This window comes from Bifidobacterium sp. LH_413, from assembly GCF_056357015.1.
In genome coordinates this window covers 784,501-808,012 of sequence record NZ_JBKEVK010000001.1, presented here as the reverse complement: position 1 = coordinate 808,012, position 23,512 = coordinate 784,501, and the positions used below count along the sequence as shown (strand labels likewise).

The 23,512-nt window shown below is 63.7% G+C and carries 21 protein-coding genes; 6 read left to right on the top strand and 15 right to left on the bottom strand.

Annotation, left to right across the window (positions count from 1 at the left end; translation table 11 throughout):
* Positions 1-11: 11 nt before the first annotated feature.
* Positions 12-482, bottom strand: a complete 471-nt coding sequence (locus tag AC1AYN_RS03150) for a MerR family transcriptional regulator (protein WP_476532018.1) — start codon at positions 480-482, stop codon at positions 12-14.
* Positions 483-685: 203 nt separating this feature from the next.
* Here AC1AYN_RS03150 and AC1AYN_RS03145 point away from each other — a divergent pair, with 203 nt between their 5' ends.
* The 5 genes from AC1AYN_RS03145 to AC1AYN_RS03125 all read left to right on the top strand — a co-directional run bounded on the left by AC1AYN_RS03145 (position 686) and on the right by AC1AYN_RS03125 (position 7,200).
* Positions 686-3,739: a type I restriction endonuclease subunit R gene (locus tag AC1AYN_RS03145; protein WP_476532016.1), complete on the top strand. Its 3,054-nt coding sequence runs from the start codon at positions 686-688 to the stop codon at positions 3,737-3,739.
* Entirely contained in the window at positions 3,736-5,361 is a 1,626-nt protein-coding gene (locus AC1AYN_RS03140; RefSeq protein WP_476532014.1) for an HsdM family class I SAM-dependent methyltransferase, read from the top strand. Before AC1AYN_RS03145 ends, AC1AYN_RS03140 begins: the two co-directional genes overlap by 4 nt.
* Entirely contained in the window at positions 5,354-6,514 is a 1,161-nt protein-coding gene (locus AC1AYN_RS03135; RefSeq protein ID WP_476532012.1) for a restriction endonuclease subunit S, read from the top strand. The genes AC1AYN_RS03140 and AC1AYN_RS03135 overlap by 8 nt, the downstream gene beginning before the upstream one ends.
* A 187-nt stretch (positions 6,515-6,701) precedes the next feature.
* Entirely contained in the window at positions 6,702-6,935 is a 234-nt protein-coding gene (locus AC1AYN_RS03130; RefSeq protein WP_476532010.1) for a hypothetical protein, read from the top strand.
* Complete coding sequence (locus AC1AYN_RS03125) at positions 6,928-7,200, top strand: DUF4160 domain-containing protein (RefSeq protein ID WP_214314902.1); 273 nt, start codon at positions 6,928-6,930, stop codon at positions 7,198-7,200. Before AC1AYN_RS03130 ends, AC1AYN_RS03125 begins: the two co-directional genes overlap by 8 nt.
* Before the next feature lie 27 nt (positions 7,201-7,227).
* On the opposite strand, the gene AC1AYN_RS03120 is transcribed toward AC1AYN_RS03125, so the two are convergent.
* The 14 genes from AC1AYN_RS03120 to AC1AYN_RS03055 all read right to left on the bottom strand — a co-directional run bounded on the left by AC1AYN_RS03120 (position 7,228) and on the right by AC1AYN_RS03055 (position 21,944).
* On the bottom strand, positions 7,228-9,789 hold the full coding sequence (locus AC1AYN_RS03120) for an excinuclease ABC subunit UvrA (RefSeq protein ID WP_476532007.1): 2,562 nt from the start codon (positions 9,787-9,789) through the stop codon (positions 7,228-7,230).
* Positions 9,790-9,849: 60 nt separating this feature from the next.
* Entirely contained in the window at positions 9,850-11,568 is a 1,719-nt protein-coding gene (locus AC1AYN_RS03115) for a serine/threonine protein kinase (protein ID WP_476532005.1), read from the bottom strand.
* Positions 11,569-11,597: 29 nt separating this feature from the next.
* Positions 11,598-12,047 (bottom strand): helix-turn-helix domain-containing protein, encoded by a 450-nt coding sequence (locus AC1AYN_RS03110; protein ID WP_476532003.1) that lies wholly within the window; start codon positions 12,045-12,047, stop codon positions 11,598-11,600.
* Between the two features lie 37 nt (positions 12,048-12,084).
* A complete protein-coding gene (locus AC1AYN_RS03105) occupies positions 12,085-13,584 on the bottom strand; it encodes a hypothetical protein (RefSeq protein ID WP_476532002.1) in 1,500 nt (499 codons plus the stop codon).
* Complete coding sequence (locus AC1AYN_RS03100; protein WP_476532001.1) at positions 13,577-14,725, bottom strand: hypothetical protein; 1,149 nt, start codon at positions 14,723-14,725, stop codon at positions 13,577-13,579. The genes AC1AYN_RS03105 and AC1AYN_RS03100 overlap by 8 nt, the downstream gene beginning before the upstream one ends.
* 538 nt (positions 14,726-15,263) lie before the next feature.
* Positions 15,264-15,833 (bottom strand): helix-turn-helix transcriptional regulator, encoded by a 570-nt coding sequence (locus AC1AYN_RS03095; protein ID WP_476531999.1) that lies wholly within the window; start codon positions 15,831-15,833, stop codon positions 15,264-15,266.
* A gap of 142 nt (positions 15,834-15,975) precedes the next feature.
* On the bottom strand, positions 15,976-17,019 hold the full coding sequence (locus AC1AYN_RS03090; RefSeq protein WP_476531998.1) for a zinc-dependent alcohol dehydrogenase family protein: 1,044 nt from the start codon (positions 17,017-17,019) through the stop codon (positions 15,976-15,978).
* A 140-nt stretch (positions 17,020-17,159) separates the two neighbouring features.
* Positions 17,160-17,843 (bottom strand): HAD family hydrolase, encoded by a 684-nt coding sequence (locus AC1AYN_RS03085; protein ID WP_476531996.1) that lies wholly within the window; start codon positions 17,841-17,843, stop codon positions 17,160-17,162.
* Between the two features lie 15 nt (positions 17,844-17,858).
* Complete coding sequence (locus AC1AYN_RS03080) at positions 17,859-18,161, bottom strand: hypothetical protein (protein ID WP_476531994.1); 303 nt, start codon at positions 18,159-18,161, stop codon at positions 17,859-17,861.
* Between the two features lie 62 nt (positions 18,162-18,223).
* Positions 18,224-18,709 carry a D-aminoacyl-tRNA deacylase gene (gene dtd / locus AC1AYN_RS03075; protein WP_476531992.1) on the bottom strand — a complete coding sequence of 162 codons (486 nt, stop codon included), beginning with the start codon at positions 18,707-18,709 and terminating at the stop codon, positions 18,224-18,226.
* A 166-nt stretch (positions 18,710-18,875) separates the two neighbouring features.
* Positions 18,876-19,730 (bottom strand): transporter substrate-binding domain-containing protein, encoded by an 855-nt coding sequence (locus AC1AYN_RS03070; protein WP_476501792.1) that lies wholly within the window; start codon positions 19,728-19,730, stop codon positions 18,876-18,878.
* Positions 19,731-19,791: 61 nt separating this feature from the next.
* On the bottom strand, positions 19,792-20,577 hold the full coding sequence (locus AC1AYN_RS03065; protein ID WP_476531990.1) for an amino acid ABC transporter ATP-binding protein: 786 nt from the start codon (positions 20,575-20,577) through the stop codon (positions 19,792-19,794).
* Positions 20,570-21,295: an amino acid ABC transporter permease gene (locus AC1AYN_RS03060; RefSeq protein ID WP_476531988.1), complete on the bottom strand. Its 726-nt coding sequence runs from the start codon at positions 21,293-21,295 to the stop codon at positions 20,570-20,572. Before AC1AYN_RS03060 ends, AC1AYN_RS03065 begins: the two co-directional genes overlap by 8 nt.
* A complete protein-coding gene (locus tag AC1AYN_RS03055; RefSeq protein ID WP_476531986.1) occupies positions 21,282-21,944 on the bottom strand; it encodes an amino acid ABC transporter permease in 663 nt (220 codons plus the stop codon). The genes AC1AYN_RS03060 and AC1AYN_RS03055 overlap by 14 nt, the downstream gene beginning before the upstream one ends.
* A gap of 452 nt (positions 21,945-22,396) precedes the next feature.
* Between AC1AYN_RS03055 and ychF the strand changes: the two genes are divergently transcribed.
* Positions 22,397-23,494, top strand: a complete 1,098-nt coding sequence (gene ychF / locus AC1AYN_RS03050; RefSeq protein WP_476531984.1) for a redox-regulated ATPase YchF — start codon at positions 22,397-22,399, stop codon at positions 23,492-23,494.
* Positions 23,495-23,512 lie beyond the last annotated feature (18 nt).

Here is a 23,512-nt window from a genome sequence, read left to right as displayed (position 1 = left end):
CGCCAAGCGTCCTACCGGCCGGTCTGCGCCTGCGTCTGGAGGCGCTTGACCTGCGCGATGACGTCGCGATGCTCGTCGAGCAGCGCCTGCGCGTCATCGTCCCGGCCTTCGGCGACGGCCCGCCAGTAGAGGGTCTTCAACGAGACGTACGCCTGCTGCATGCGGATGGCCTCGGCGCGTGCGGCAAGCCGCAGCGCCTGCGCGTCGAGCAGTTCGATCTGGCGTTCCGCTCCCGCCGCGCCGTCCTGCGCGTTGCGCAGGTATTCGCGCATCGATTCGAGCGGCATGCCCGTGGCGGACAGGCATGCGATCGTCGTGAGCCGGGTCAGGTCGTCGTCCGAATAGGCGCGATGCCCGGACGGGTCGCGGGCGATCGGCGGGATGATGCCGATCTGCTCGTAGTAGCGCAACGTGGATTCCGGCAGTCCGGAGGCGAGCGACGCCTCGCGGATCGTATGCCAGGTGGTGGTGTTCAGACTCATATCCCCATCGAAACACCATGGTCCTGCGGTGTCCAATACCCGCGCCGGATGCCCGGGCATGCCGGCTGCGCATGGACCGACATATTCCCGGGACTCATTTCACCCGATGCTCCACCGACGAGGATGAGACGGGTATGATGGCTGGTTGATATCCCTATTACGATGCCCGGTAAGCCGATAGTGGGTTAAGGAGACCGACGGAAATGAGCAGGGTCGAAGACGCGACTGTGAAATTGCCGGCGTTGGCGCATGCCGTTCGCCTGGGCTGGAAGTACATGTCCATCAAGGGGATGAAACCGGATGAGGATTATGATTCCTCCACGAACATCTTTTTCTCGTTGTTCGAGGATTCCCTGCGCCGAATGAATCCCGACATGGATGTGGACGCGCAGAAGGCGCGGTTCCTCGTCGCCAAGGTCGGTGCGTCGCTGGCGGGAGACGACTTGGGCCGGGCGTTCTACAATCATCTGCTCCATGGTCTAGACGGATACCGTCTCATCGACTTCGTCCATCCCGAACGGAACGATTTCACGGTGGTCACCGAACTGACCTATGCGCATGACGAGGATAATTTCCGCCCGGACATCGTGTTCCTCGTCAACGGCATGCCGTTGTGCTTCATGGAGGTGAAGCGCCGCAACAACCGCGAAGGCATCCTCGCGGAACGCGACCGCATGTACACCCGTTTCAAGCAGCCGTTCTTCCGACGATTCGTGAACATCACGCAGATCATGGCGTTCAGCAACGACATGCCCTACGACGATGAGGATCGTGGCCCCATCCAAGGTTCGTTCTACGCCGCGAGCGCCTACGGCGCCGTGAAGATGAACCATTTCCGCGAAGAGGACTCGGAACGGCTGCTGTCTCTCGTCTCTCCCAGAGATCCGGATGAGGAGAAGCAGATTCTCGCTGACAACAACCTCATCTCCGTGTTCGGGTCCCCGGCTTGGGAGTCTTCCATGCCACCGACCACTCCGGCGAACAGCATCATCACCTCGTTGTTCTCCCGCGACCGCCTGCTGTTCCTGCTGCATTACGGCCTGTGCTACAAGGACTATGTGAACGACGACGGCATCCGCATACTCGAGAAGCACATCATGCGGTACCCGCAGTTCTTCGCCACCCAAGCCGTGGAACGCAAGCTCGACGAGAACGTGAAGCAGGGCGTCATCTGGCATACGCAAGGCAGCGGCAAAACGGCCTTGGCGTTCTTCCTGTCGCGATACCTGACCGACTACTATCAGGACAAGGGCCGGGTCCTGCGCGTGTTCTTCATCGTGGATCGATTGGCTCTCGCCAATCAGGCGGCCGATGAATTCTCGGCCCGCGGCTCCCATGTCATCCACGTCGACTCCCGCAAAGAATTCACCGAACTGATGAACGAGACTTCCAAATGGACGGACAATAAGGGCCACAACGATTCTCCTGCGGAATCCGTCATCGCGGTCGTGAACATCCAGAAGTTCCAGGATGATGGCGGCGCCCTTGAGCAGGCCTATGGTCTGAACGACCAGCGACTGTTCTTCATCGACGAGGCGCACCGTGACTACAAGCCAGGCAAAAGCTTCCTCGCCAGCCTGTTCAACGCGGACCACGACGCCATCCGCATCGCGCTTACAGGAACACCACTCATCCGGCAGAAGGGCGGAGCCAACACGCGGCAGGTATTCGGCGATTACATCCACACGTATTTCTACGATCGCTCCATCGCCGACGGCTACACGTTGAAGCTGCTGCGCGAGGATATAAAGCCCCAGTTCCGCGTGCAGATGGAAAAACTCATGAAGGAGTTGCAAGAGGTCGACAAACTGATCAACATCAATGATGTGTTTGAGAGCCAACGCTTCTTGGAATCGCTGGCTGGCTACATCGTGACCGACCTGGCGCAATCCCGTATCGCACAGGGGTCGGAATGCGACAACATCGGCGCCATGGTGGTGGCACGCACCCCGAAACAGGCGAGGCGTATCCAAGCAGCGTTGCAGCAGTACGATACCGATGTCTCGTCAAAACTGGTGATGTATGACGAAGGTTCCAAGGCGGATCGGAGGAACACGCAGCTTGAGTTCAAGCGTGGCGAAATCGACATCCTCGTCGTCTTTGATATGCTGCTCACGGGCTTTGACGCACCCCGATTGAAGAAGATGTACCTGTGCAAGCCATTGGAAGCACATAACCTGTTGCAGGCGTTGACCCGCGTGAACCGCCCCTACAAGGACATGTCCCATGGGTTCATCGTTGATTTCGTGGACATCACCAAAGAGTACGACAAGGCAAACCACGAGTATTTCGAGGAGCTGAACAACGAATACGGTTCCGATGCCGAACAGTACCGGAGCCTGTTCGACGACCCCGAGCAAATCGCCTCCGATCTGGAGAAGATCAAGGATCTGCTGTGGGAATACAGTACCGAGAATCCAGTGGCCTTCGCCAACGAGATCAGCACGATTCAGGACGAAAAGCAGCTGTATGAGATCCGGGCCGCACTCAACCGGTACAAGGAACTGCGCAACCTGACCACGATGTACGGGTATGAGGAGCTGAACGACCGTTTCGATCTCGATGGTTTCAGTCGACTGCTCAATGAGGTCAACCTGCGCATCGACACGATCAACACAAGGAAGGCGCTCGCTCTCGAAGACATGAAGTCCGGAGGCATGAACGTGCTGCTCAAACACATGGAATTCAGCTTCAAACGCGAGGGTAAGGAGGAGCTCATCGTCGCCGACAGGCTGAAGCATGCCATCAAACGCATCGGCGGCACGTTCAACGGCAACCAGGACCCGAAGGACCCGAAATACATCGAACTGCTCGAGAACGTCCGCAAGAAGCTAATCAGCGTCAATATGGAGGAGCTGACCAATGAGGAGGCCAAGGACCTCATCGAGATGCTGGACGAGTACAACCGTCACGCCGAGGATATCAATCGAAAGAACGAACGGATCGCGAACCACTACGACGGCGACGTCAAGTTCATGCGGCTGCATAAGGAGCTGATGAGGGACGAGCAACCTGTGACCGACAGCAACAGCCAACTGATGAAGGTCCTGCTTGAGGTGAAGACCGTGATGGACAAGGTGGTCGCGCGCAATACAGCCGCCTTGGACCACGTGAACTCGTTCCAGGGGGATGCCGCCCCACGCATCATCAACGCCTTCGACAAAGGCGGGGTACACTGTTCGCCGGCGCAGTACAAATCGATCATCAGCCGCATCACCGGTGAATACATCAACGAAAGGAACGAATCCCAACGATGAACACGCAGATTCTTCGCAGTACGCTTGCCATGATCGACAAGCTGAAGACCGTGTGCGCGGATAAGGGACTGGCGAACGACAGCAGCGAATACAAGATCATCACCGAATCGTTCCTGTACAAGTATCTCAATGACCGCCTGTTGTTCCAGCTCAGTGAATTGGCGCCGTTCAAGGATTGCACCAGCATCGCGCAGGTGGTGGAGCGCTACGCGTCGTTGCAGGGCGACGACCTGGACCTGGTCAGGCTCATGCTGGGCAACACCGCCTTCATCCGTCCGGAATGGATGATTCCCGCGTTATATCGCCGACAGCACGAGGATGGGTTCGCGAAGACGCTCGACGAGGCGCTGCTCGGCATCGCCTCCGACAACATCGACGTGTACGCGGTGAAGGCGGGCGCCGAGTCGATCACCCTGTTCCAAGGGGTCTCCCGGTTCATCGTGGAGGAGTACAAGCGCGACGGGTTCTGCTCGGCGCTAATCAACGTGCTCGCGGATTTCAGTTTCGCGGACGCGTTCTCGCAGGGCTACGACTTCTTCTCGCAGGTGTTCGAATACCTCATCAAGGACTACAACAAGGATTCGGGCAGCTACGGCGAGTATTTCACCCCGCACGCGATCGCGAGCATCATGGCGCGCATCCTCGCCCCCGACGGCGACAGCGACGTGACCGTATACGATCCGGCCGCGGGCTCGGGCACGCTGGTGCTCGCCTTGGCGCACCAACTGGGCGAGGGCAACTGCACCGTGTACACGCAGGACCGTTCGCAGAAGGCCAACGAGTTCATGCGTCTGAACCTCATCCTGAACGGTCAGGTCGCCTCGCTCGCAAACGTCGTGCACGACGACACGCTCGTCTCACCCCGTCACCTGACGAAGGACGGCAAGGCGCTGAAGACATTCGACTACATCGTGTCGAACCCGCCGTTCAAGGCGAATTTCTCGTCGAGCCGCAACCTGCTCGCCTCGGAGAAATACGGGAAACGGTTCTGGGCGGGCGTGCCGAAAGTGCCGGCGAAGAACCCGGACAAGATGGCGATCTATCTCATGTTCCTCCAGCACATCATCGATTCGATGAAGCCGGGCGGCCGGGCGGCGATCGTCGTGCCGACCGGCTTCCTCACGGCGAAGGGCCGCATCGAGACGGAGATTCGGGAGAACATGGTGGACAGCGGCATGCTGCGCGGCGTGGTCTCCATGCCGAGCAACATCTTCGCGAACACGGGCACGAACGTGTCGATCATCTTCCTCGACCAATCGAAGCAGTACGATAAGGCGCTGCTCATGGACGCCTCGAAGCTCGGTTCGAAGGAGAAGGTCGGCAAGAATCAGCGCACCGTACTTGCCGACGACGAGATCGCGCGCATCATCGACGTGTTCAACCGCGTGGAGGAGCAGGATGATTTCTCGGTGCTCGCCGACTATGACGACATCAAGGCGAAACGCTACTCGTTCAGCGCCGGCCAGTATTTCGAAGTGAAGATTGAATACGAGGACATCACCCCCGAACAGTTCCAAGCGGAGGTGACGGAACGCATGGGCACGCTGCGCGACCTGTGGGCCGAAGGCGAACGCCTCCAGCAGGAAATCGAGGAGCAGATGAAGGCGGTGCACCTTGCGTAAGGTCGAACTAGGTAAGGTTCTCCAACTGCATAGAGGCTATGACTTGCCTTATGCCAAACGTGTCAGTGGGACCGTTCCGGTTATCAGCTCATCTGGAATTTCCGGCTCTCATAATGCCGCAAAATGTACTGGCCCCAATGTCATTACAGGCCGATATGGAACCATTGGTGAGGTCTATTATCACGATGGATCGTGTTGGCCGCTGAACACGACTCTGTACGTCAGCGATTTCAAAGGTAACGACCCAAAATATGTGTACTACCTGCTGAAGTACGCTCTCAAAGAGCTGATGTTCGGAGACGGAAGCGACAAAAGTACCGTGCCGGGAGTAGATCGCAATGTTCTCCACATGCTTCGAGTTCCTTTTGAACCGGATTCTGAACGCCAAAAGATGATTGCGGGAACGCTCAGCAATATTGACGCGAAGATCGAGACGAACGGGAGGATCATCGCGGAACTGGAGGCGCTGGCGCGCACCGTCTACGACTACTGGTTCACCCAGTTCGACTTCCCCGACGAGCACGGCAATCCCTACCGTTCCTCCGGCGGCCGCATGGTCCACGCCCCCACCCTCAATCGCGACATTCCCGAAGGTTGGCAAGTCGGCCGCCTCGGTGAAGTGGCTGGTCTTGTTGTAGACAAGCGCTCTTGTTCCGAACTGTCTGAAGAGAACTACGTCAGCACTGACAACATGCTGAAAGAGCGCGGTGGCATTATGCCTTCGGATTACCTTCCTGCAGAAGGCAATGTCACGGCTTTTAGCAAGAACGACATCCTTCTTTCCAATATACGACCGTACTTCAAGAAGATTTGGCTATCCGACCGAAACGGTGGCTGTTGCGCCGATGTCCTTGTATTCCGTTCCGATAAACCAGAATATGAGGCTTGGCTCTATCAGACAATGGCTGACGACCGGTTCTTCGCTTATGTCTCCGCAGGTTCCAAAGGCTCTAAAATGCCTCGTGGCGATAAAGAGCACATGAAGAATTACTCACTGGCCATTCCGTCAGAGGAAGTGTTGACAGCCTACTCCAAGTTGATTTCTCCCATGCATAAAAGTATTGCTCAATACAGGAAGGAGTCCGCCCGTCTCACCGCGCTGCGCGACCGTCTCCTCCCCCTCCTCATGAGTGGTCAGGCCGTCATCGACTGATACATCTAATTGTCGGCAGCGTTCTTCACGAGGATGAGACAGGTCGCCTCATCCTCGTGCCCGCACCGGATGCCGGGGCATGGCGCGCCGCATGGACCGATAGACTTCCGGAACCTCTGAGGGCATCGCTTGCCCGTACGGATTCGACGCATTATCGTGGCAACCGAAACGATATGGGAGGTGCACCATGAGCCCGGAGAACTCGTTCACGATGATGGGCATCACCACGCAATGGGATGACGACACCATCACCATCACGGAGGTCGGATATCCACGCACGGCCACATTGAGCAATAGCGGCAGGATTCTATCCTCCACGTTCGGTCCACAGGGCGAATCGTTCCTCCACCACTGGTTCGATCGCGTCAGGCCCACCGTGGAGGGATTGCGCGCCATCGACCGGGAATATGCCGATGCCTGAGATCTTCAGTTTCGCCGGCTATTCCATCTATTTCACCGCGCTTGACCGTGACCATGGCGTGCATGTGCATGTCGCACAGGGTTCTCGCCACGATCTGGCACGATTCGTGCTCGGTTCCGACGGTTCGGTGTCCTTGGCCCACAACAAGGGCGGGTTGTCCTCGAAGGACATCCGTCGTCTCCAGTTCTTCCTGACCGCGAATTACGAGGACATCCTGCTCGCGTGGAGCATGTTCTTCGGTCAGGATTATCACTTCGACCGCTGAAATCGTCTCATCCTTCCGCGTGCTCCCCTACCGCAGGTACCGGCCCGTCACGCTGTCCGGGTTCGCGGCGACGGCTTCCGGCGTGCCGGTGGCGACGATGCGGCCACCGGCTTCGCCGCCGCCGGGTCCCATGTCGATGATCCAGTCGGCGTTGGCGATCATGTCGAGATCGTGTTCGATGACGATGACGGTCGCCCCGCCCTTGACGAGCCGGTCGAACACGTCGAGCAGCACGCGCACGTCCAACGGGTGCAGGCCGATGGTCGGCTCGTCGAACACGAACACGGCGTCCGATTGGGCGCGCCCCATCTCGCCGGCGAGCTTCAACCGCTGCGCCTCGCCCCCGGACAGGGCGGGCGTCGGCTCCCCCAGCGTGAGATAGCCGAGTCCTAGATCATGCAGCGTCTCCAACCGCGCATGCACCTTGCGCATGTCTCCGGTCGCGCCCAGCGCCTCGTCGACGCTCATCGCCATCAATTGCGGCAGGGTGAGCGCGCGCCCGTCCTTCGACACGCGGTGGATCGCGCCGGCGGCGGGCGCGTAGCGCGAGCCGCGGCAGTCGGGGCAGTCGACGCTCACGTCGGGCAGGAACTGCACGTCGAGCGAGATCGACCCGGTGCCGTCGCAGGTGGGGCAACGCAATCGTCCCGTGTTGTAGGAGAAGTCGCCGGCCTTCCAGCCGCCCTGTTTCGCCTCGTCGGTGCGGGCGAACGCGCGGCGCAGGTCGTCGTGGATCCCCGCGTACGTGGCGACGGTGGAGCGCACGTTCGCGCCGATCGGCGTCGCGTCGATGAGGTTCGCGCGCCGGATGCCGTTCGCCGCGATCGCACGCACGTGCGCGGGCATCGCGGTGTCTTCCGCGTTCGCCCGCAACGCGGGGATCAACGATTCGAGCACCATTGTCGTCTTGCCGGAACCGGATACGCCCGTCACCACGGTGAGACGCCCGCGCGGCACGTCCACCGTCAGCGGCTTCACCGTGTGCAGCGGCCCGGTCTCCATGTGGATCGCGCCCGCCTCGAACATCCGGCCCGCGTCGACCTGCGCACGCACCCGTTCCGGCCCGGTCTCGGCGAGAAACGGCGCGATGCGGCTGCCCCGCTCCCCCATGGCCGCCACGTCGGCGACCGTGCCCTGCGCGATCACGTGGCCGCCGGCCGCGCCCGCGACCGGGCCCATCTCGATGAGATGGTCGCACGCCTTGAGCACGCGCACGTCATGGTCGACGACGACCACGGTGTTGCCGTCCGCCACGAGGTCGCGCATCACGCCGATCAACCCGTCCACGTTCGCCGGGTGCAGGCCGATCGAAGGCTCATCGAGCACGTACAGCACGCCGGTGGTCCGGTTGCGTACGGCGCGCGCCAGTTGGACGCGCTGCCGTTCGCCGGTGGACAAGGTGGAACCTGCACGGTCGAGCGCGAGATAGCCGAGGCCGAGCTCCAGCAGGCGTCTGGCCACGTCGAGGAACGATTCGGCGATGTTCGTCGCCATCGGACGCATCGCCTCGGGCAGCGTGCCGGGCACGCCGCGCACCCAGGCGACCGCCTCGTCCAAGGTCATGGCGCTCGCCTGGGCGAGATCCAGCCCGCGCACGCGCGGCGCACGGGCGGCCTCACTCAATCGCGTGCCGCCGCAGTCCCGGCACGGCTTCTCCTCGAGGAACCGCGCGACGCGTTTCAGTCCTTTCTCGTCCTTGGCCTTGGCGAGCGCGTTCTCGACCGTGTACACGGCGTTGTAGTAGGTGAAGTCGAGTTCGGCGAAGTCGTCGCTTTTCTTCGACCGGTAGAGGATGTGCTTCTTGACGGCGGGCCCGTGGTATACGATGTCGCGTTCCTTGTCGGTGAGTTCGCGGAATGGCACGTCGGTGCGCACGCCCATTGCCCGGCATACGTCCTTCATCAGGTCCCACATGAGCGATCCCCATGGGGCGACGGCGCCTTCGTCGATGGTCTTCGACTCGTCGGGCACGAGCGAGGCGAGGTTCACTTCGCGCATGACGCCGGTGCCGGAGCAGGTGGGGCATGCGCCCGCCGAGTTGAAGGCGAGGGATTCGGCACCAGGTCCGAAGAACGTCTCGCCGCAGTTCTCGCAGCGGATGGGCAGTTCGGCGGCCACGTCGAGCGTGGGCTCGTGGCGTGCCCCGCAGTGCGGGCATACGTGCGCGCCGCAGCGGGAGAACAGGAGGCGCAGGCTGTTGAGCAGTTCACTCATCGTGCCGAACGTGGAGCGCACTCCCGGTACGGCGGGCCGCTGGTGGAGGGCGAGCGCGGCGGGTACGTGGCGCACGTCGTCGACCTGCGCGCGCGTCGCCTGGGTGAGCCGCCGGCGCGTGTATGTGGACAGGGCTTCCAGGTAGCGGCGTGAGCCTTCCGCGTAGAGCACGCCCAATGCGAGCGAGCTTTTGCCCGATCCGGAGACGCCGGCCACGCCGGTGAGCGCGTCCAACGGCACGTCCACGTCGATGTCCTTGAGGTTGTGCACGTGCGCGCCGCGCACTTCGATCGCGGTCGGCGTGCGGCGCTTCCCCGCGTCTTCCGGCCTTTTGCCCCGTTCTTCCGTACGCTCCAGATCATGCTCATCCGTCATGCGGCCCATTGTAGATGCCGTACGTCTGTTGCCGTCGTGCGCCGGTTCGTATCGCATGCGTCATGCGGTGTGCGCGTGGATCTCGTATGACGCGTATGCGGGCAGGTCGTAGGTCTCGATGGAGAACGCGCGGCTCTTCCCCGTCGCCGGTTTGGCGATGTACTCGTTGCGCCCGAAGATGATCGTTCCGGTCTTGTCGCGCAGGACGAGCGTCACGATGATGTCGTCCGTGTACACGCCTTTGCCGTTGTCGTCGTCGCGGTCGGTCGTCACCTCGCCGCCGAACGTGACGCCGTCGAAATCGGTCTTGCGTTCCTGCACGTCGTGCACGCTGTACGATTCGGTTCCTCCCGTGTCGAGCAGATCGTCGGAGGATGGCGTCTCGACGGTGAACTCGACGGTCGCGGGTTTCTCCCCGTCGCCGCTCTGCCCGCTGAAGTACGCGGTCTCGCCGGCGAAGACGAGCGGGAAGACCGAAGTATCGGAGAACATGACGGAGCCGTCGGCGGCGCGACCGGTGACGGTGACTCTCGGGAATTGGACGGCGTGCGTCGTATCCGTGTCACGCAGGGCGAGCGCGTATTCCACGTATCCGTTTTCGGCCGACCAGCCGGATTCGACCAGTTCGAGCGGATTGTGTGCCACGGCGTCCGTGCCGCCGGCCGTGTCACCGGTCGAATCGTGGGAACCGTTCGCGCCATCCGCGCCGTTGCCGGAGGATGTCCCGTCACCGCCCGTCAAAGGCCGCGACGTCGTCGATGACGCGGATGACGCGGCGTTCCCGGTGTCGGCGAGGCGCAGCGCCGCGTATCCGACGCCGGCGGCGAGCAGGAGCGTGACGAGACCGGCCGCCGTCCACGCGACGATGCGGCGGGAGGTGGATGCGCGGCGCATGGCACCGGTCGGCGCGGACGCGCCAACGGTGCCGTCGCCGGCGAGCGCCGACGTGGAGACCGCGGGCGACGCCGCTGCGGAAGGCGCCTTGCCTTCCGTGCCGTGTTCCGCTGATTCCAAAGCGTCACGCAACTCCTGCACGGACTGCATGCGCGCGCTTGGCTCGAACGCGCACGCCTTGGCGACGACGGCGCGCGACGCGGGCGACGCCGCCGTGGCGTCGGCGAGCGCGCGCCCGTACGCCGTCGCGTCGGACGGGCTCACGCCGGTGAGCATGAAGCCGAGCACGCGCCCGATCGCGTACACGTCGGTGCGGGCGTCGGTGGGCGCGAACCCGTATTGTTCGGGAGCGGCGTACCCCCATGTGCCGAGCGTGGTCGTGTCGCGTGCGCGCGCCGTCGCGTCGCCTGTGGCGGCACCGGCGTGCTCGCGGGCGATGCCGAAGTCGATGAGGTGCGCGCCGTCCGTGGCGATGATGATGTTCGCGGGAGTCACGTCGCGGTGGATGATGCCGTGCGCGTGGAGTTCGCCGACCGCCTCGCACAGTTGGACGGCGATGCGCGTCGCCTCGGGCGCGGCGAGCCGTCCTTTCCTGGTGACGTGCCGTTCGAGCGTGACGCCGGGCACGTAGTCGTAGACGACCACGAACCGGTCGGGCAGCTCGTAGGTCGCCTCGACGCGGGGCAGGCGCGGCGATGTGCAGTCGGCGAGCGTGGACCAGAGGCGTCGGCGGGCGAGACGCAGCGGGATCTTCTTGCGTACGAACGGGCCGGCGCCGTCCAACGTCACGAGTTCGGTGACGCCGGACGGCCCGTCGGCGAGCGTGCGTTCGACGTGGTAGGCGTCGTCCAGTCCCATGGCGTGCAGGGTCTGCGTGTCGTCCATATGATCGCTCCAGTCGCTCCCGTTCCCGCTCAGTCCCGCGGCGTGAGCGTCGGCTCGTCGAACCGGTAGAGCTCGTCGTCGGTGGCGGCGAGGCCGAGTCCGTTCGTGATGCACCAGATGACGATTGCGTCGCGGCGTTGCCGACACCACAGTTCCGATACGCCGGCGAGACGCAGCAGACGTTGCGTCTCGCGCAGGTCGCAGCCGAGGCCGAACGCGAGCCGGATCGCGTGGTCGCGACCGGGGCGGCTTTTGCCGGAGAACACGTCGTAGACGACGGTGGGGTTGATGCCGGAGGCGCGCGCCACGTCGGCGCGTTTGCGGCCGTGACGGTCCAAGAGGAACCTCAGGTAGTCGACGAGCCGGTAGTCGCGTGGGCGTTCCTCGTCGAGGTACGCGTCGATGCTGCCGCTGGCGAGCAGACGGTCCAGCAGTTCCTCGGTGAGCCGCCGCTCCCCTCCCGTTGCGTTCATTGCCATGTCTCCTTGTATCGTTCCGCATCGCTCTTCCCTGACATCACATCAGGAAGAAGTCGTCGATCTCCGATTCGTCGTGCAGGATCTCCTCCTCGGATACGCCCGTGGCCCTCGCCAGCTCGATTGATCCCTCGAACCGCAGCCGCACGTTCACGTCAAGGTCGAACGCGTAGCGCTGCAGGCCGCCGAGCTTTCGGTATTCGGCCATCAGTCGTCGCAGAGCGCGGGCGTGACGCTCGTCGAGGTCGGCGATGAACGAGTCCATCCGCGCCTGATAGTCGTCCAGCAGCGCGCGCTCGCGTCTGTTCAGCACGTCCTTGCCGAGCCGAAGCGCGGTCGAGACCGCGATCGATCCGATCAGGGCGCCTACGACCGGAACGGGGATGACCGCCTGCCCGACCGCCGCGCCGACGGCGGCACCGGTCGCGTCGATGGCGTTCATCGTCACGAGGTTGAGGAATCCGTCGTCGTCGATCTCCCCGGATCTGAATCTGATGACCGCGTCGATCAGTCCGAAGGTCCCCGCCGCGATGGCGCCGGCGCTGGGGGCGGACAGCCGGCACACGTTGGTCAGGCCGTACACCGCGTAGCCGGAGACGCCTCCCTTGAGCGCGCCTTCGGCGGTCGTGAGCCCGCACGCCTTCCAGTCGTCGGCGGTGAACTGCCAGATCTCCCTGCCTTCCCTGTGACGTTCGTAGATGAACATGCCGAGGTTCACGCCGCCCTGCATGGCGGCTGCCATGCCGGCGGCCTTATGGGCCTCGCCGAGGTTCGGGCGGGCCTTGTCTTGGGCGGTCGCGCGTCGTTCGTCGGCGTCCTCCCGGATCCGCTCCTTGCGTTCCGCGGCCCTTCGGTCGAGGTTCTCGGCCTCCTGCGCGAACGTCCGGTCGATCGCGCCTTTCTGCACCTGGCCGTAGTCGAGTTTCGACGGACGCATCCACTCGTCCCACGGCACGCCGCGACGTTCGCTCTCGTCTTCGATCAGTCTGCGGATGCCCTCGACCGTGCGGTCGCTCAGCCGCTGGCCGTCGAGGAGCACCTCCTTGTCTCCGTTCATGATGGCCCGATACGCCGCCACATGGTCCTTGGAGAACATCATGTCCATCTGCGGGTAGCGTGCGGCGGCCTCGATCTCATGACGCAGGTTCGCATAGAACTTCATCTGCACGGCGCGACCGTCGACCAGTAGATCGGCCGGGCCGTTGTCGTTCAGCAGGACCGTCGACTCGGTCAATCCGTCGAGTGCCCGTCGGGCGTTGGTGATGCCGGTCTCGGCGAATTCGGCGATGAACCCGTGCAACCCTCTGTCGCCGCCGCGGTTCGCGTCGATGACCTGTTCCGCCACGTCCGCCTTGGCGGCATCGATATGGCGCAGCGCCTCGGCGAGCCGGCCGTCCATGACCTTGAGCGAATCGTTCTCCTGCGCCAGGATCTCCCCCAACGACGCCGCCAGCTCGGACAGGCGCATCCGGTTCAGCCAGTCGACGTATGCCGCGATGCCCTGTCCGACGTTGAGGTCGATGATCCTGCGGTCAGTCATCGAGCTTCAGCTCCTTGTTGATGAGCTGCGCGAGGGTCAGCGTCGCGTTGACGAGCAATCCGGCCCGCATCTTCTCGTCCTTGGTGAACCGGCTGTAGTCGGTGCCGGTCACTGCCTTGTTGGCCTGTTCCACCCCGTCGATCTGGGTCCGTGTCGTATCGGCCAGGACCTTGACCTCGGCGTTCATCCCGTCGAACCGGCGAATCATCTTCTCCACGCCTTGACGCTCGCCGACCAGCTTGTCCGCCGCTTCCTTGTTCTTCTGGCTCGCGAAGATGCCCGAACCCACCGCCGCGGCGCCGGCCACGCCGGCGATGGTCCAGCCCACGGGACCTGCAAGAGCCAGGAGGGCCGTGCCGGCGGACATGCCGCCGCCTCCCGCGGCCAACGCGCCACCGCCGAGCCAGGCCAATGCGGCGCTGTTCGCCGCCGCGCCGGACAGCGCGGAGATCGCGGTCCCGGTCGAGGCGACGCCGAACGTGGTGGCCACGCCCATCGCGGCGGTCGGGCCCATCGTCGCCACCGCCAGTCCCAGGGCGCCGAGTGTGGCGCCGGCTCCCGCACCGCCCTCGGCGGCCTTGGCCTGGTGCTCGGCCTGTCTGATCTCCTGTTCCTTGTTTTCGAAGGTCTCCACTTCGACGGCGATCTTCTTCAGGTCGACGGCGAACTCCTTCGGCGTGTTCGCCAGCTGGTTGATGTGCTGCTCGACGTATTTGACGTGCACGATCGCGAGTCTGCGCAGGTCGTACAGGGCCTTGGTGTTGTCGGACAACTTCTCCGCGGTCTTCTCGTAGCGTTCCACTGTATGGTTGTAGTCGTCCACGGCCTGCTGCCTCAGACGCGAGTTGAACAAATCGACGCTGTCGATGCCGCCTTTGACGCCTTGGGTGAGTTTCTGCGTGTCCTGGGAGGCCTTTCCGGCGGTCTCGCCGATGGCCTTCCCCGCCGCGCCGGCTACCTTGCCGACGCCATCGCCGAGATTCGCCGCGACCTTCATCGCATCGCCGGCCGCCTTGCCGACCCCGTCGCCGACGGACTTCGCCGCATGGCCTACCTGATTTCCCGCATCCTGTGCGATCTTCCCCGCTTTGCCGGCGAGATCGCCGATCCCTTTGCCGAGATTGCCGAATAGATTGGCCATCGTCTGGTTTCCTTTCCTCGTCGTCGTTGCCGTGTCTTCCATCCTATCGGCCGGGTCGGCCGCCCGTAGAACCGCCACGACATGTCCCGAATCTTTTCGCCGCCGATTCAGTCGACGACTGAGGGGCGCCGCGCATCCGGTCGTAATGATGGATGAGCGGCGTGGTCCCGTCTTCCCGGCGGAATCCACACCTCCCATAAAAGGCCATTTTAATGACATAACGCTAATTTGATTACATTTCCACATTGGATTACATTGAAAAGGGCGCACAATGGCATGTCATGCGCACGGGAAGGAAAGGCAACCATGAGCGAACGTTGGAGAACCGCCATCACGGTCGGTTTGACAGTGACGGTCGCCGGGCTCACCGCATCCGTCATCACCATGCTGTTGCTGGAGCGGAATCACCGGGCCTGACGGCACGGCACGACCCGTCGGACCGGCTCATCGCCCATCTCCAAGTGATGACGCACCGGCAGGACGGCCAGTAATCGCGAACGTACCTCGGCTTATTGAGGAAATACGAGGAGACGGCGTTTCAGCGTTTGCCGAGACCGCCGTCGGGGAACATGAGGAACGTGAGCGCGCCCGCCGCGGCGCCGCTGGCGAGCGCGCCGGTCACGACGGTGAGGATGCGCATGGCGGCACCGGGCGTCACGTGCACGTTCTTCGCCGCGGCACGTGACGTCGTCGCGTCGCCGGATGCGATGCGCGAGCGCGCCGCATCCGGCGACGGCGCACGTCCGGCATTGTCCGGAATGTCGTCGTCGGACGCATCGCCGACGGTATCCGTGACTGTCGCATTGCCGTCCGTCACGTCGCCGCCATCCGTCTCGCTTCGCAGCGGCTCGTCGACGAGCGTGGTGATGACGCGGGCGAGGTCGCGGTTGTCGTGTTCGGCGATCTCCGCGTTGAACACGGTGCGCAGGGCGAGGTATTGGAGTTTGCTCATCGGCGTTTTGCCGGTCTCGAGGTTGGAGACGGTCTGTCTGGCCACGCCGAGTTCGTCGGCGAGCTCCTGCGTGGTCCATCCGGCGACCTTGCGTATGATCGACAGGTTCTCCTGGAACTTGCCGATCCATCGGCGTTCGATTTCGGGTACCGCCATGACGTGTTCTCCTTCCGCGCTGCCACCCATCATACGCAATGGCCGCGTGCCGCCCCCCCCCGGTGCGGTGGGGCGGCACGCGGCCATTCGCGTTTCGGTCGGCTCCGGGCGCGGCGTTCGGGTCGGACGGGACTTTGACGCGTCAGAAGCGGATGAGCGACTTGATGACCTTGCGCTGGTCCATCGCCTCGTACGCCTCCTGGATGTGGTCGAGGTCGTAGACGCCGGTGAACACGCGGCCGGGGTCGATCCCGTGGTTCACGACCGCGTCGAGCAGACCGGACTCGAGGTCGTAGTGGCGCACGGGCGCAGGGCCGCCCTTGATGCCGATGTTGCCGTAGAACGTGCCTTCGGCGCTGATCTCGACGTCGTGCGGGAGACCGACGCGGCCGATGACGGCGCCGCGGCGGGCGAGGCCGATGGCCGTGTCGAACGACTGCTTGGAGCCGACGCATTCGAGCACCGCGTCCGCGCCGTAGCCGCCGGTCATCGCAAGCACCTTGTCGACGGCGGCCTGGTCGCGTTCGGCGACGACGTCGGTCGCGCCGAATTCGCGGGCGAGGGCGGCGCGGTCCTCGTGGCGGCTCATCGCGATGATGCGCGTCGCGCCGAGCATCCTCGCGGAGAGGACGCCGCACAGGCCGACAGCACCGTCGCCCATGACGACGGCCGCGTCGCCGGGCTTGACCTCGGCGGAGACGGCGGCATGATAGCCGGTGGACATCACGTCGGCGATGGTCAGGAGCGAGGCGAGCGTCTCGTCGTCATAGTCCTCCGGGGAGCCGGGGACCTTGACGCACGTGCCGTCCGCTTCGGGCACGCGCACGTATTCGGCCTGGCTGGCGCCGAAGTAGCCGCCGTGCGGGCACACGGACTCGAAGCCGGCCTCGCACACCGGGCATTTGCCGCAGCTGTACGGGAACGGCAGCACGACGAAGTCGCCGGGCGCGACGGTCGTGACGGATGCGCCCACCTGTTCGACCACGCCGATCGCCTCATGGCCGATCTGGCTGTTTTCGGGATGCGGGGAGAGCCCGCGGAAATACCACAGGTCGGAGCCGCACACGCAGGCGCGCACCACGCGCACCAGGGCGTCCGTGTCCTGTTCGACGCGCGCCTTCGCCACCTCGCGCACGGCCATCTCGCCGGGCTTCACGAAGATCGCGGCCTTCATCGTCTCGCTCATGATCGTCTCCTTCATCGTCGTCGTTCGATTCGCGACTTCACATCGCGTCGACGGCTTCCACCGTACGCACCTGAAGCGCTTGAGGGGCAAGCCGCGACACGCCGTCGCGGGCTCCTCGCCGGATCGGCCGGATCGGCCGATCATTTCACCCGCGTGATGGCGTTCCCCTTGACCATGAACCCCTTGCGCGCCATGTCGATCATCGGCTGGTCGAACGCGCTGTCCGTGTAGAACTCGTCGGTGACGGCGTCCGCGCCCAGCACCTCGCGCAGACGCTTCGGCTTGTTCGTGTTGAAGTTGAGGTACGTGACCTCGAAGGTCTCGGGGTCGATGGTGGAGGCGATGAGACGCCTGACGCCGAGTCTGCGGCACGCCTCCCCCACGGTCACGTCGAACGAGGCGGTGAGGATCACGTCATCGGGCCGCGGCTCGTACCACGGCTTGATCTTGCGCATGTTGCGGTCCCAGAACGCGCTGACCAGCGACCTCAGTCCGCCGGTCAGGTCGTCGGCGCCGACCACCGAGGCGTCGGCGGCGAGGATGTCGTCGCCGAGCCCGGCCTTCGCCGCGTCGTTCAGGGCGCTCACGCGCAACGCGTCGACGCCCTTCGACGTGGACAGGTCGTGGAGGTACTTGCGCGCCACATCGCCCACGCCACGTTCCATCTGCTCGAGCGTGGCACGCCCCAGCTTGTATTTGGCGGCGTAGCGCAGCACGGGGGCGAGATGGCGGAACACCTTCACGTCGTAGCGTGCGCTGAACAGGTAGAGGTCGAACAGGCTCTCCCCGTCGTAGATGGTCCCATCGAAATCGAAGACCCGCATGCGCTTCCCCTCACCTCACCGGCCGAGACCGGTCGTCACCTGCTGCTCGACGCGGTCGTACGCCTGGGAGAGCAGCATGTTGCCGGGCACGGTGGTCAGCAGGAACGCGAGCACGGCGGCGATGACCGACGCGATGATGCCTTTGATGAGCCTGACGACGATCTTGAACACCACGTAGGCGATGGCCGCGCCGATGGCGACGGTCAGGCACGTCCGCACCTCGGCGGGCAGGCTCCCGTACCACACGGCGATGCGGTCGAAGACGGACAGGTCGAGACCGTTGAGGTCGACGTCGGTCAGATCGATGGCTGGGAACATGGGTTTCCTTTCGAATGTCTGATGGATGGCACGAACGGACCGGGCGGTCCGGACGCGGCCGGTCATGCCTTGTGCGGCATGTCCGTCTCGGTGTCGATGACGATGGTGACCGGCCCGTCGTTGACGAGGCCGACGCGCATGTGCGCGCCGAAACGCCCCTCGCGCACCGGAACGCCGCCGGAACGCAGCGCCTCGTTGAAGCGGATCCACATGAGGTCCGCGTGTTCGGGCCTGCCGGCCTTGACGAAGCTGGGACGGTTGCCCTTGTGCACGTCCGCGTACAACGTGAACTGGGAGATGGACAGAATCTCGCCGCCGACGTCCTGGATGGAGCGGTTCATCTTGCCATGCTCGTCCTCGAAGACGCGCAGGTTCAATACCTTGTGGGCGAGCCAGGCGATCTCGGCGTCGCCGTCCGCGTCGGACACGCCGACGAGGATCATGTAGCCGTGGCCGATCTGCTGCGGCTCGAACGTGGGGTCGACGGTCCCGAGCTCGTTGACCACGTCGACGCTCGCCTGGGAGACTTTCTGGATGACGATTCGCATGCCCCCGATTATGCCACGTGTTTGTTCGCCGGAACCTTGCGACGGGCTGGGAGCCGGTCGGCGTGGACGGCCTTGCGGATATGCGAAAGGCGGAAGGGCCGGTCTCGGACCGGAGCCTTCCGCCTTGTTCATGCGATCTTCGACGCCGATGCGTCACTCAATCGCGTCACTTGATGATGACGTCCTCGGGCTTGATGTCGGAGGTGAAGCTCGGGGCGAGCTCGCTCTCGTACGCCTTCTCGAAGAAGCCGTCGTCGGTGAGGGTCTTGATCTCCTTGTTGGTCCAGTCGAGCAGGCTCTTGTTGCCCTTCTTCACGGCCGGCGCGATCGTGGACTCGTCGCCCAGGGTCTTGATGCCGACGGTGTAGCCCGGGTTGTCCTTGGCCCACGCATACAGGTACGTGTTGTCGTCGGCGAGGGCGGCGACGCGGCCGTCCTTGAACGCCTGGAACTGCTGGGTCTTGGAGTCGAACTTCTGCAGGTTCACGTCCGGGTAGTTCTGGGTGAAGTAGGTCTCGGCGGTCGTGCCCTTGGTCACGGCCAGGTCCTTGCCCTTGAGGTCGTCGGCGCTGGTGATCTTCGCACTCGTCGGGGAGACGACGCCGATGGAGACCTTCATGTACGGGCTGGCGAAGTCGACGACCTGCTTGCGCTCGTCGGTGACGGTGAAGTTGGCGAGCACGAGGTCGACCTTGTCGGACTTCAGGGAGTCGACGCGGCCGTCCGCGTTGACCTGCACCCACTCGACCTTCACGCCCAGGTCCTTGGCGACCTGGTTGCCGAGCGCCACGTCGTAGCCGGCGCGGGTGCCGTCGTTCTTCACGTAGCCGTACGGCGGCAGGTCGCCGAACGTGGCGATGCGGATCTTGCCGGCCTTCTTGATCTGCTCGACGGTCTGGCCCTGCTGGCCGGACGCGGACGAACCGCCGGCCGCCGGGTCGGGGCCGTTGCCGCACGCGGCGACGGAGATCAGCGTGGCCGCGGCGAGCACGCCGGCGGCGATCTTCTTCAGGTTGAACATGGTGGTTTTCCTCTCTCTTGGATTGGTGACAGGTTGGAAGTATCGGGGGTGTCGGCGCTCGTCACTCGTCGCCGACGGGCGACATGCTGTCGAGGAAGTTCCTCGCGCGGTCGGTCTCCGGGTTGGTGAAGAAGTCGGCACCGGACTGGCGTTCGAGGATCACGCCGTTCTCGAGGAACATGACGGTGTCCGCCACGCGGCGGGCGAACTCCATCTCGTGCGTGACGACGATCATCGTCATGTGGCGCTTGGCGAGGCGAAGCATGAGCTCGAGCACCTCGCGCACCATCTCCGGGTCAAGCGAGGCGGTGACCTCGTCGAAGAGCATGAGCTCCGGGTTCATGGCGAGCGCGCGCACGATGGCGATGCGCTGCTTCTGGCCTCCGGACAGTTCGCGCGGGTACGCGTTCTTGTATTCGGACAGCTGCACGTCCGCGAGGAGCCTGTCCATCTGCTCGTCGACCTCGGCCTTGGGGCGCTTCTGCACCTTGGTGGGGCCGAGCTCGATGTTCTTCGCGACCGTGAGGTTCGGGAACAGGTCGTAGCTCTGGAACACCATGCCGATCTCGTTGCGCAGGCGACGCCACGCCTTCTCGTTGTTGTTCGGCACGACCTCGCCCTTGAAGCGGATCTCGCCGCCCTGGATGGTCTCCAGACCGTTGAGGCAGCGGATCAGCGTGGACTTGCCGGAACCGGACGGGCCGAGCAGGACGAGCACCTGGCCGCGCTTCACGTCGAAGCTCACGTCCTTGAGCACCTCATGGTCGCCGTAGGATTTGCGCAGATGGCGCACGGACAGCAGCGGCTCCTCGCCCGTGGCGGTGGTTTCGTTGTCGGCTTCAGCCATTGTTACGCTCCTTGGCTCGCTTCTCCAGGACCTTGGCGATCATCGCCAGCGGCCAGCAGATGATGAAATACAGGAAGAAGATGAATCCGTACACCCAGAAGGCGGCGTCCGGATGGGTCATGCGGTTCGCCTCCATGATCTGCTGGCCGACGGTGATCACGTCGATGACGCTGATGAGCAGCAGCAGCGACGTGGTCATGATGACGCGGGCGGCCAGGTTGATGGTGGCGGGCACCATGAGGTTGATGGACTGCGGGATGCGCACGTACCACAGGATCTGCAGCCCGTTCATGCCGAGCGCCTTGCCCGCGTCGACCTGGTGGCCGGACACGGAGATGAGGGCGCCGCGCACGATGTCGCTGATCTCCGCCGCCACCCACAGGCCGAAGGCGACCACGGCGACGGTCACGCCGTCCACCTGCACGCCGAGTTCGCGCGGCAGGATGTAGTAGGACAGGAACAGGATGACCAGCGTGGGCACGATGCGGAAGAACTCGAGGTAGAGGCGCAGGACGGCGCGCAGGACCGGGTTGTGCAGGATGCGCAGCGCGCCGAGCACGATGCCCAGCGGGATGCCTACAATCAGCGCGAGGCCGGCGACGGTCACGGACGTGCCGAGGCCGGACAGCAGTCGCGTGAGGTTGTCCCCCGCGAAGATGACGCTCGCACCGGAGGCCGCGGTGACGTATGCGGCGCCCGCGGCGTCAGTTATCGCCAAAGGTTCCACGGCGGACCCTCCTTTCGATGAGCGTGAGGATGACGGACAGCGGAATCAGGATGATCGCGTAGGCGACGACCAGCATGAACAGGCACTCGTCGCTGCGGTAGTACATGCCGATCAGGTCGCGAGCCGTGTTGGTGAGCTCCGGCACGGCGATCACCGTGAACACGGACGTCTCCTTGACCATGAAAATCACGTTCGCGGCGACGGCGGGCACGCTGCGCGTCAGTCCCTGCGGGAGGGTGACGTGGCGGATCATCTGCAGCGGCGACAGGCCGAGGGCGCGCGCCGATTCGTTCTGCACGCGCGGAATGCCGGTGAAGCCGCCTTCGAACGCGCCGCACATGTAGGCGGATCCCAGGATGGACATGCCGACGACCGCGCAGGTCTCGGCGCTCCACTTGACGCCGATGGACGGCAGTCCGTAGTACAGGAAGAACAGCTGGATGAGCAGCGGGGTGTTGCGGAACAGCTCCTGGAACACGGTGCTGATCTGGGCGAGGACGGGCACGCGGTATTCGCGCAGCAGGGCGAGCATGAGCCCGAGCAGCGTGGCGAGCACGACGCTGACGGCGGAGAGCCTGAGCGTCAGGACGAACGCCTTCTCGAACAATGGAAGCGCCTGTTGGATGACTTCCCAGCTCACTGCCGCCCTCCTTCCCTGGTTTTGGTTTGCATGGATGTCATGGTCATGTGTGGTTCGCTGGTGTGCGATTCTCTCTTGCGGTTCGTTTCTTCTCTTGTCTCGGTTCCGCAGGGCCGATTCATTCGTTACCCATAAGAATAATGGGGAACGAACGCGCCGATTCTACCAAATATGAAACATTTTCAATCATTATCTCACAATCAAAACTGTCCCACATACTGTCGGAACAATCACGACAAGCTAGCACAACCTCAGGAAAAGCAATGTTTCCAACGAAAACCGGACGACGAACCGAACATCGCGGCCGACGACGGACATGACGCACTCGACCGTCGTTATGAAGTCTGCTTATACCCCGCTATCGGATAGTCCGAAGTGAATCATGGACACGGCGGCACGGGCGGCGTCTCAGACCTCCCGGCGTTGTCGCTTTCGCCCTTAGACTGGAGGGCATGTCTCTAACTATCGGAATCGTCGGACTGCCGAACGTCGGCAAGTCCACCATGTTCAACGCACTGACCCGCAACAACGTGCTCGCCGAGAACTACCCGTTCGCCACCATCGAGCCGAACACGGGCGTCGTGCCGCTGCCGGACGACCGCCTGCCGGTGCTCGCCAAGCTGGTGCACACGGAGAAGATCGTGCCCGCCACCGTGACGTTCGTCGACATCGCCGGCATCGTCAAGGGCGCCTCCGAAGGCGAGGGCCTCGGCAACAAGTTCCTCGCGAACATCCGCGAGGCCGACGCGATCTGCGAGGTCGTGCGCGCCTTCGAGGACGACGACATCGTCCACGTCAACGGCAAGGTGGATCCGGCCGACGACATCGACACCATCAACACCGAGCTGATCCTCGCCGACCTGCAGACCATCGAGAACGCGCTGCCCAAGCTGGAGAAGGACCTCAGGGGCAAGAAGATCGAGCCCGAATACATGGAGGCCGTCAAGCAGGCCAAGACCATCCTCGAAGGCGGCGAGACGCTCGACAAGGCGGCGCGCGAAGGCCGCTTCGACAAGGACTCCGTCTACGACCTGCACCTGATGACCGCCAAACCGTTCATCTACGTGTTCAACGTGGACGACAACGAGCTCGCCAACGACGAGCTCAAGGCGAAGCTCGCCGCGTCCGTCGCCCCCGCGCCCGCCGTGTTCCTCAACGCCCAGTTCGAGGCCGATCTGACCGAGCTCGACGAGGCGGACGCCCGCGAGATGCTCGAGGACGCGGGCCTCAAGGAGTCCGGTCTCGACCAGCTGGCCCGCGTCGGCTTCGACGTGCTCGGCCTGCAGACCTTCCTGACCGCGGGCGTCAAGGAGGTGCGCGCCTGGCAGATCCACAAGGGCTTCACCGCCCCGCAGGCCGCCGGCGTGATCCACACCGACTTCGAAAAGGGCTTCATCAAGGCCGACATCGTCTCCTACGACGACTTCGTCGCCGCCGACGGCTCGATGGCCGTCATCAAGGAGGAGGGCAAGCTCCGCCAGGAAGGCCGCGACTACGTCATGCAGGACGGCGACATCGTCGAGTTCAAGTTCAATGTCAGCAAACACTGAAATAACGCCAATCCTGTT

Coding starts and splice junctions, on each gene's coding strand:
- ychF (WP_476531984.1), top strand. CDS start 22,397: ATGTCTCTAACTATCGGAATCGTCGGACTGCCGAACGTCGGCAAGTCC.
- AC1AYN_RS03140 (WP_476532014.1), top strand. CDS start 3,736: ATGAACACGCAGATTCTTCGCAGTACGCTTGCCATGATCGACAAGCTG.
- AC1AYN_RS03145 (WP_476532016.1), top strand. CDS start 686: ATGAGCAGGGTCGAAGACGCGACTGTGAAATTGCCGGCGTTGGCGCAT.
- AC1AYN_RS03105 (WP_476532002.1), bottom strand. CDS start 13,584: ATGACTGACCGCAGGATCATCGACCTCAACGTCGGACAGGGCATCGCG.
- dtd (WP_476531992.1), bottom strand. CDS start 18,709: ATGCGAATCGTCATCCAGAAAGTCTCCCAGGCGAGCGTCGACGTGGTC.
- AC1AYN_RS03115 (WP_476532005.1), bottom strand. CDS start 11,568: ATGGACGACACGCAGACCCTGCACGCCATGGGACTGGACGACGCCTAC.
- AC1AYN_RS03150 (WP_476532018.1), bottom strand. CDS start 482: ATGAGTCTGAACACCACCACCTGGCATACGATCCGCGAGGCGTCGCTC.
- AC1AYN_RS03120 (WP_476532007.1), bottom strand. CDS start 9,789: ATGACGGATGAGCATGATCTGGAGCGTACGGAAGAACGGGGCAAAAGG.
- AC1AYN_RS03080 (WP_476531994.1), bottom strand. CDS start 18,161: ATGTTCCCAGCCATCGATCTGACCGACGTCGACCTCAACGGTCTCGAC.
- AC1AYN_RS03130 (WP_476532010.1), top strand. CDS start 6,702: ATGAGCCCGGAGAACTCGTTCACGATGATGGGCATCACCACGCAATGG.
- AC1AYN_RS03100 (WP_476532001.1), bottom strand. CDS start 14,725: ATGGCCAATCTATTCGGCAATCTCGGCAAAGGGATCGGCGATCTCGCC.
- AC1AYN_RS03125 (WP_214314902.1), top strand. CDS start 6,928: ATGCCTGAGATCTTCAGTTTCGCCGGCTATTCCATCTATTTCACCGCG.
- AC1AYN_RS03090 (WP_476531998.1), bottom strand. CDS start 17,019: ATGAGCGAGACGATGAAGGCCGCGATCTTCGTGAAGCCCGGCGAGATG.
- AC1AYN_RS03095 (WP_476531999.1), bottom strand. CDS start 15,833: ATGGCGGTACCCGAAATCGAACGCCGATGGATCGGCAAGTTCCAGGAG.
- AC1AYN_RS03110 (WP_476532003.1), bottom strand. CDS start 12,047: ATGGCAATGAACGCAACGGGAGGGGAGCGGCGGCTCACCGAGGAACTG.
- AC1AYN_RS03065 (WP_476531990.1), bottom strand. CDS start 20,577: ATGGCTGAAGCCGACAACGAAACCACCGCCACGGGCGAGGAGCCGCTG.
- AC1AYN_RS03085 (WP_476531996.1), bottom strand. CDS start 17,843: ATGCGGGTCTTCGATTTCGATGGGACCATCTACGACGGGGAGAGCCTG.
- AC1AYN_RS03070 (WP_476501792.1), bottom strand. CDS start 19,730: ATGTTCAACCTGAAGAAGATCGCCGCCGGCGTGCTCGCCGCGGCCACG.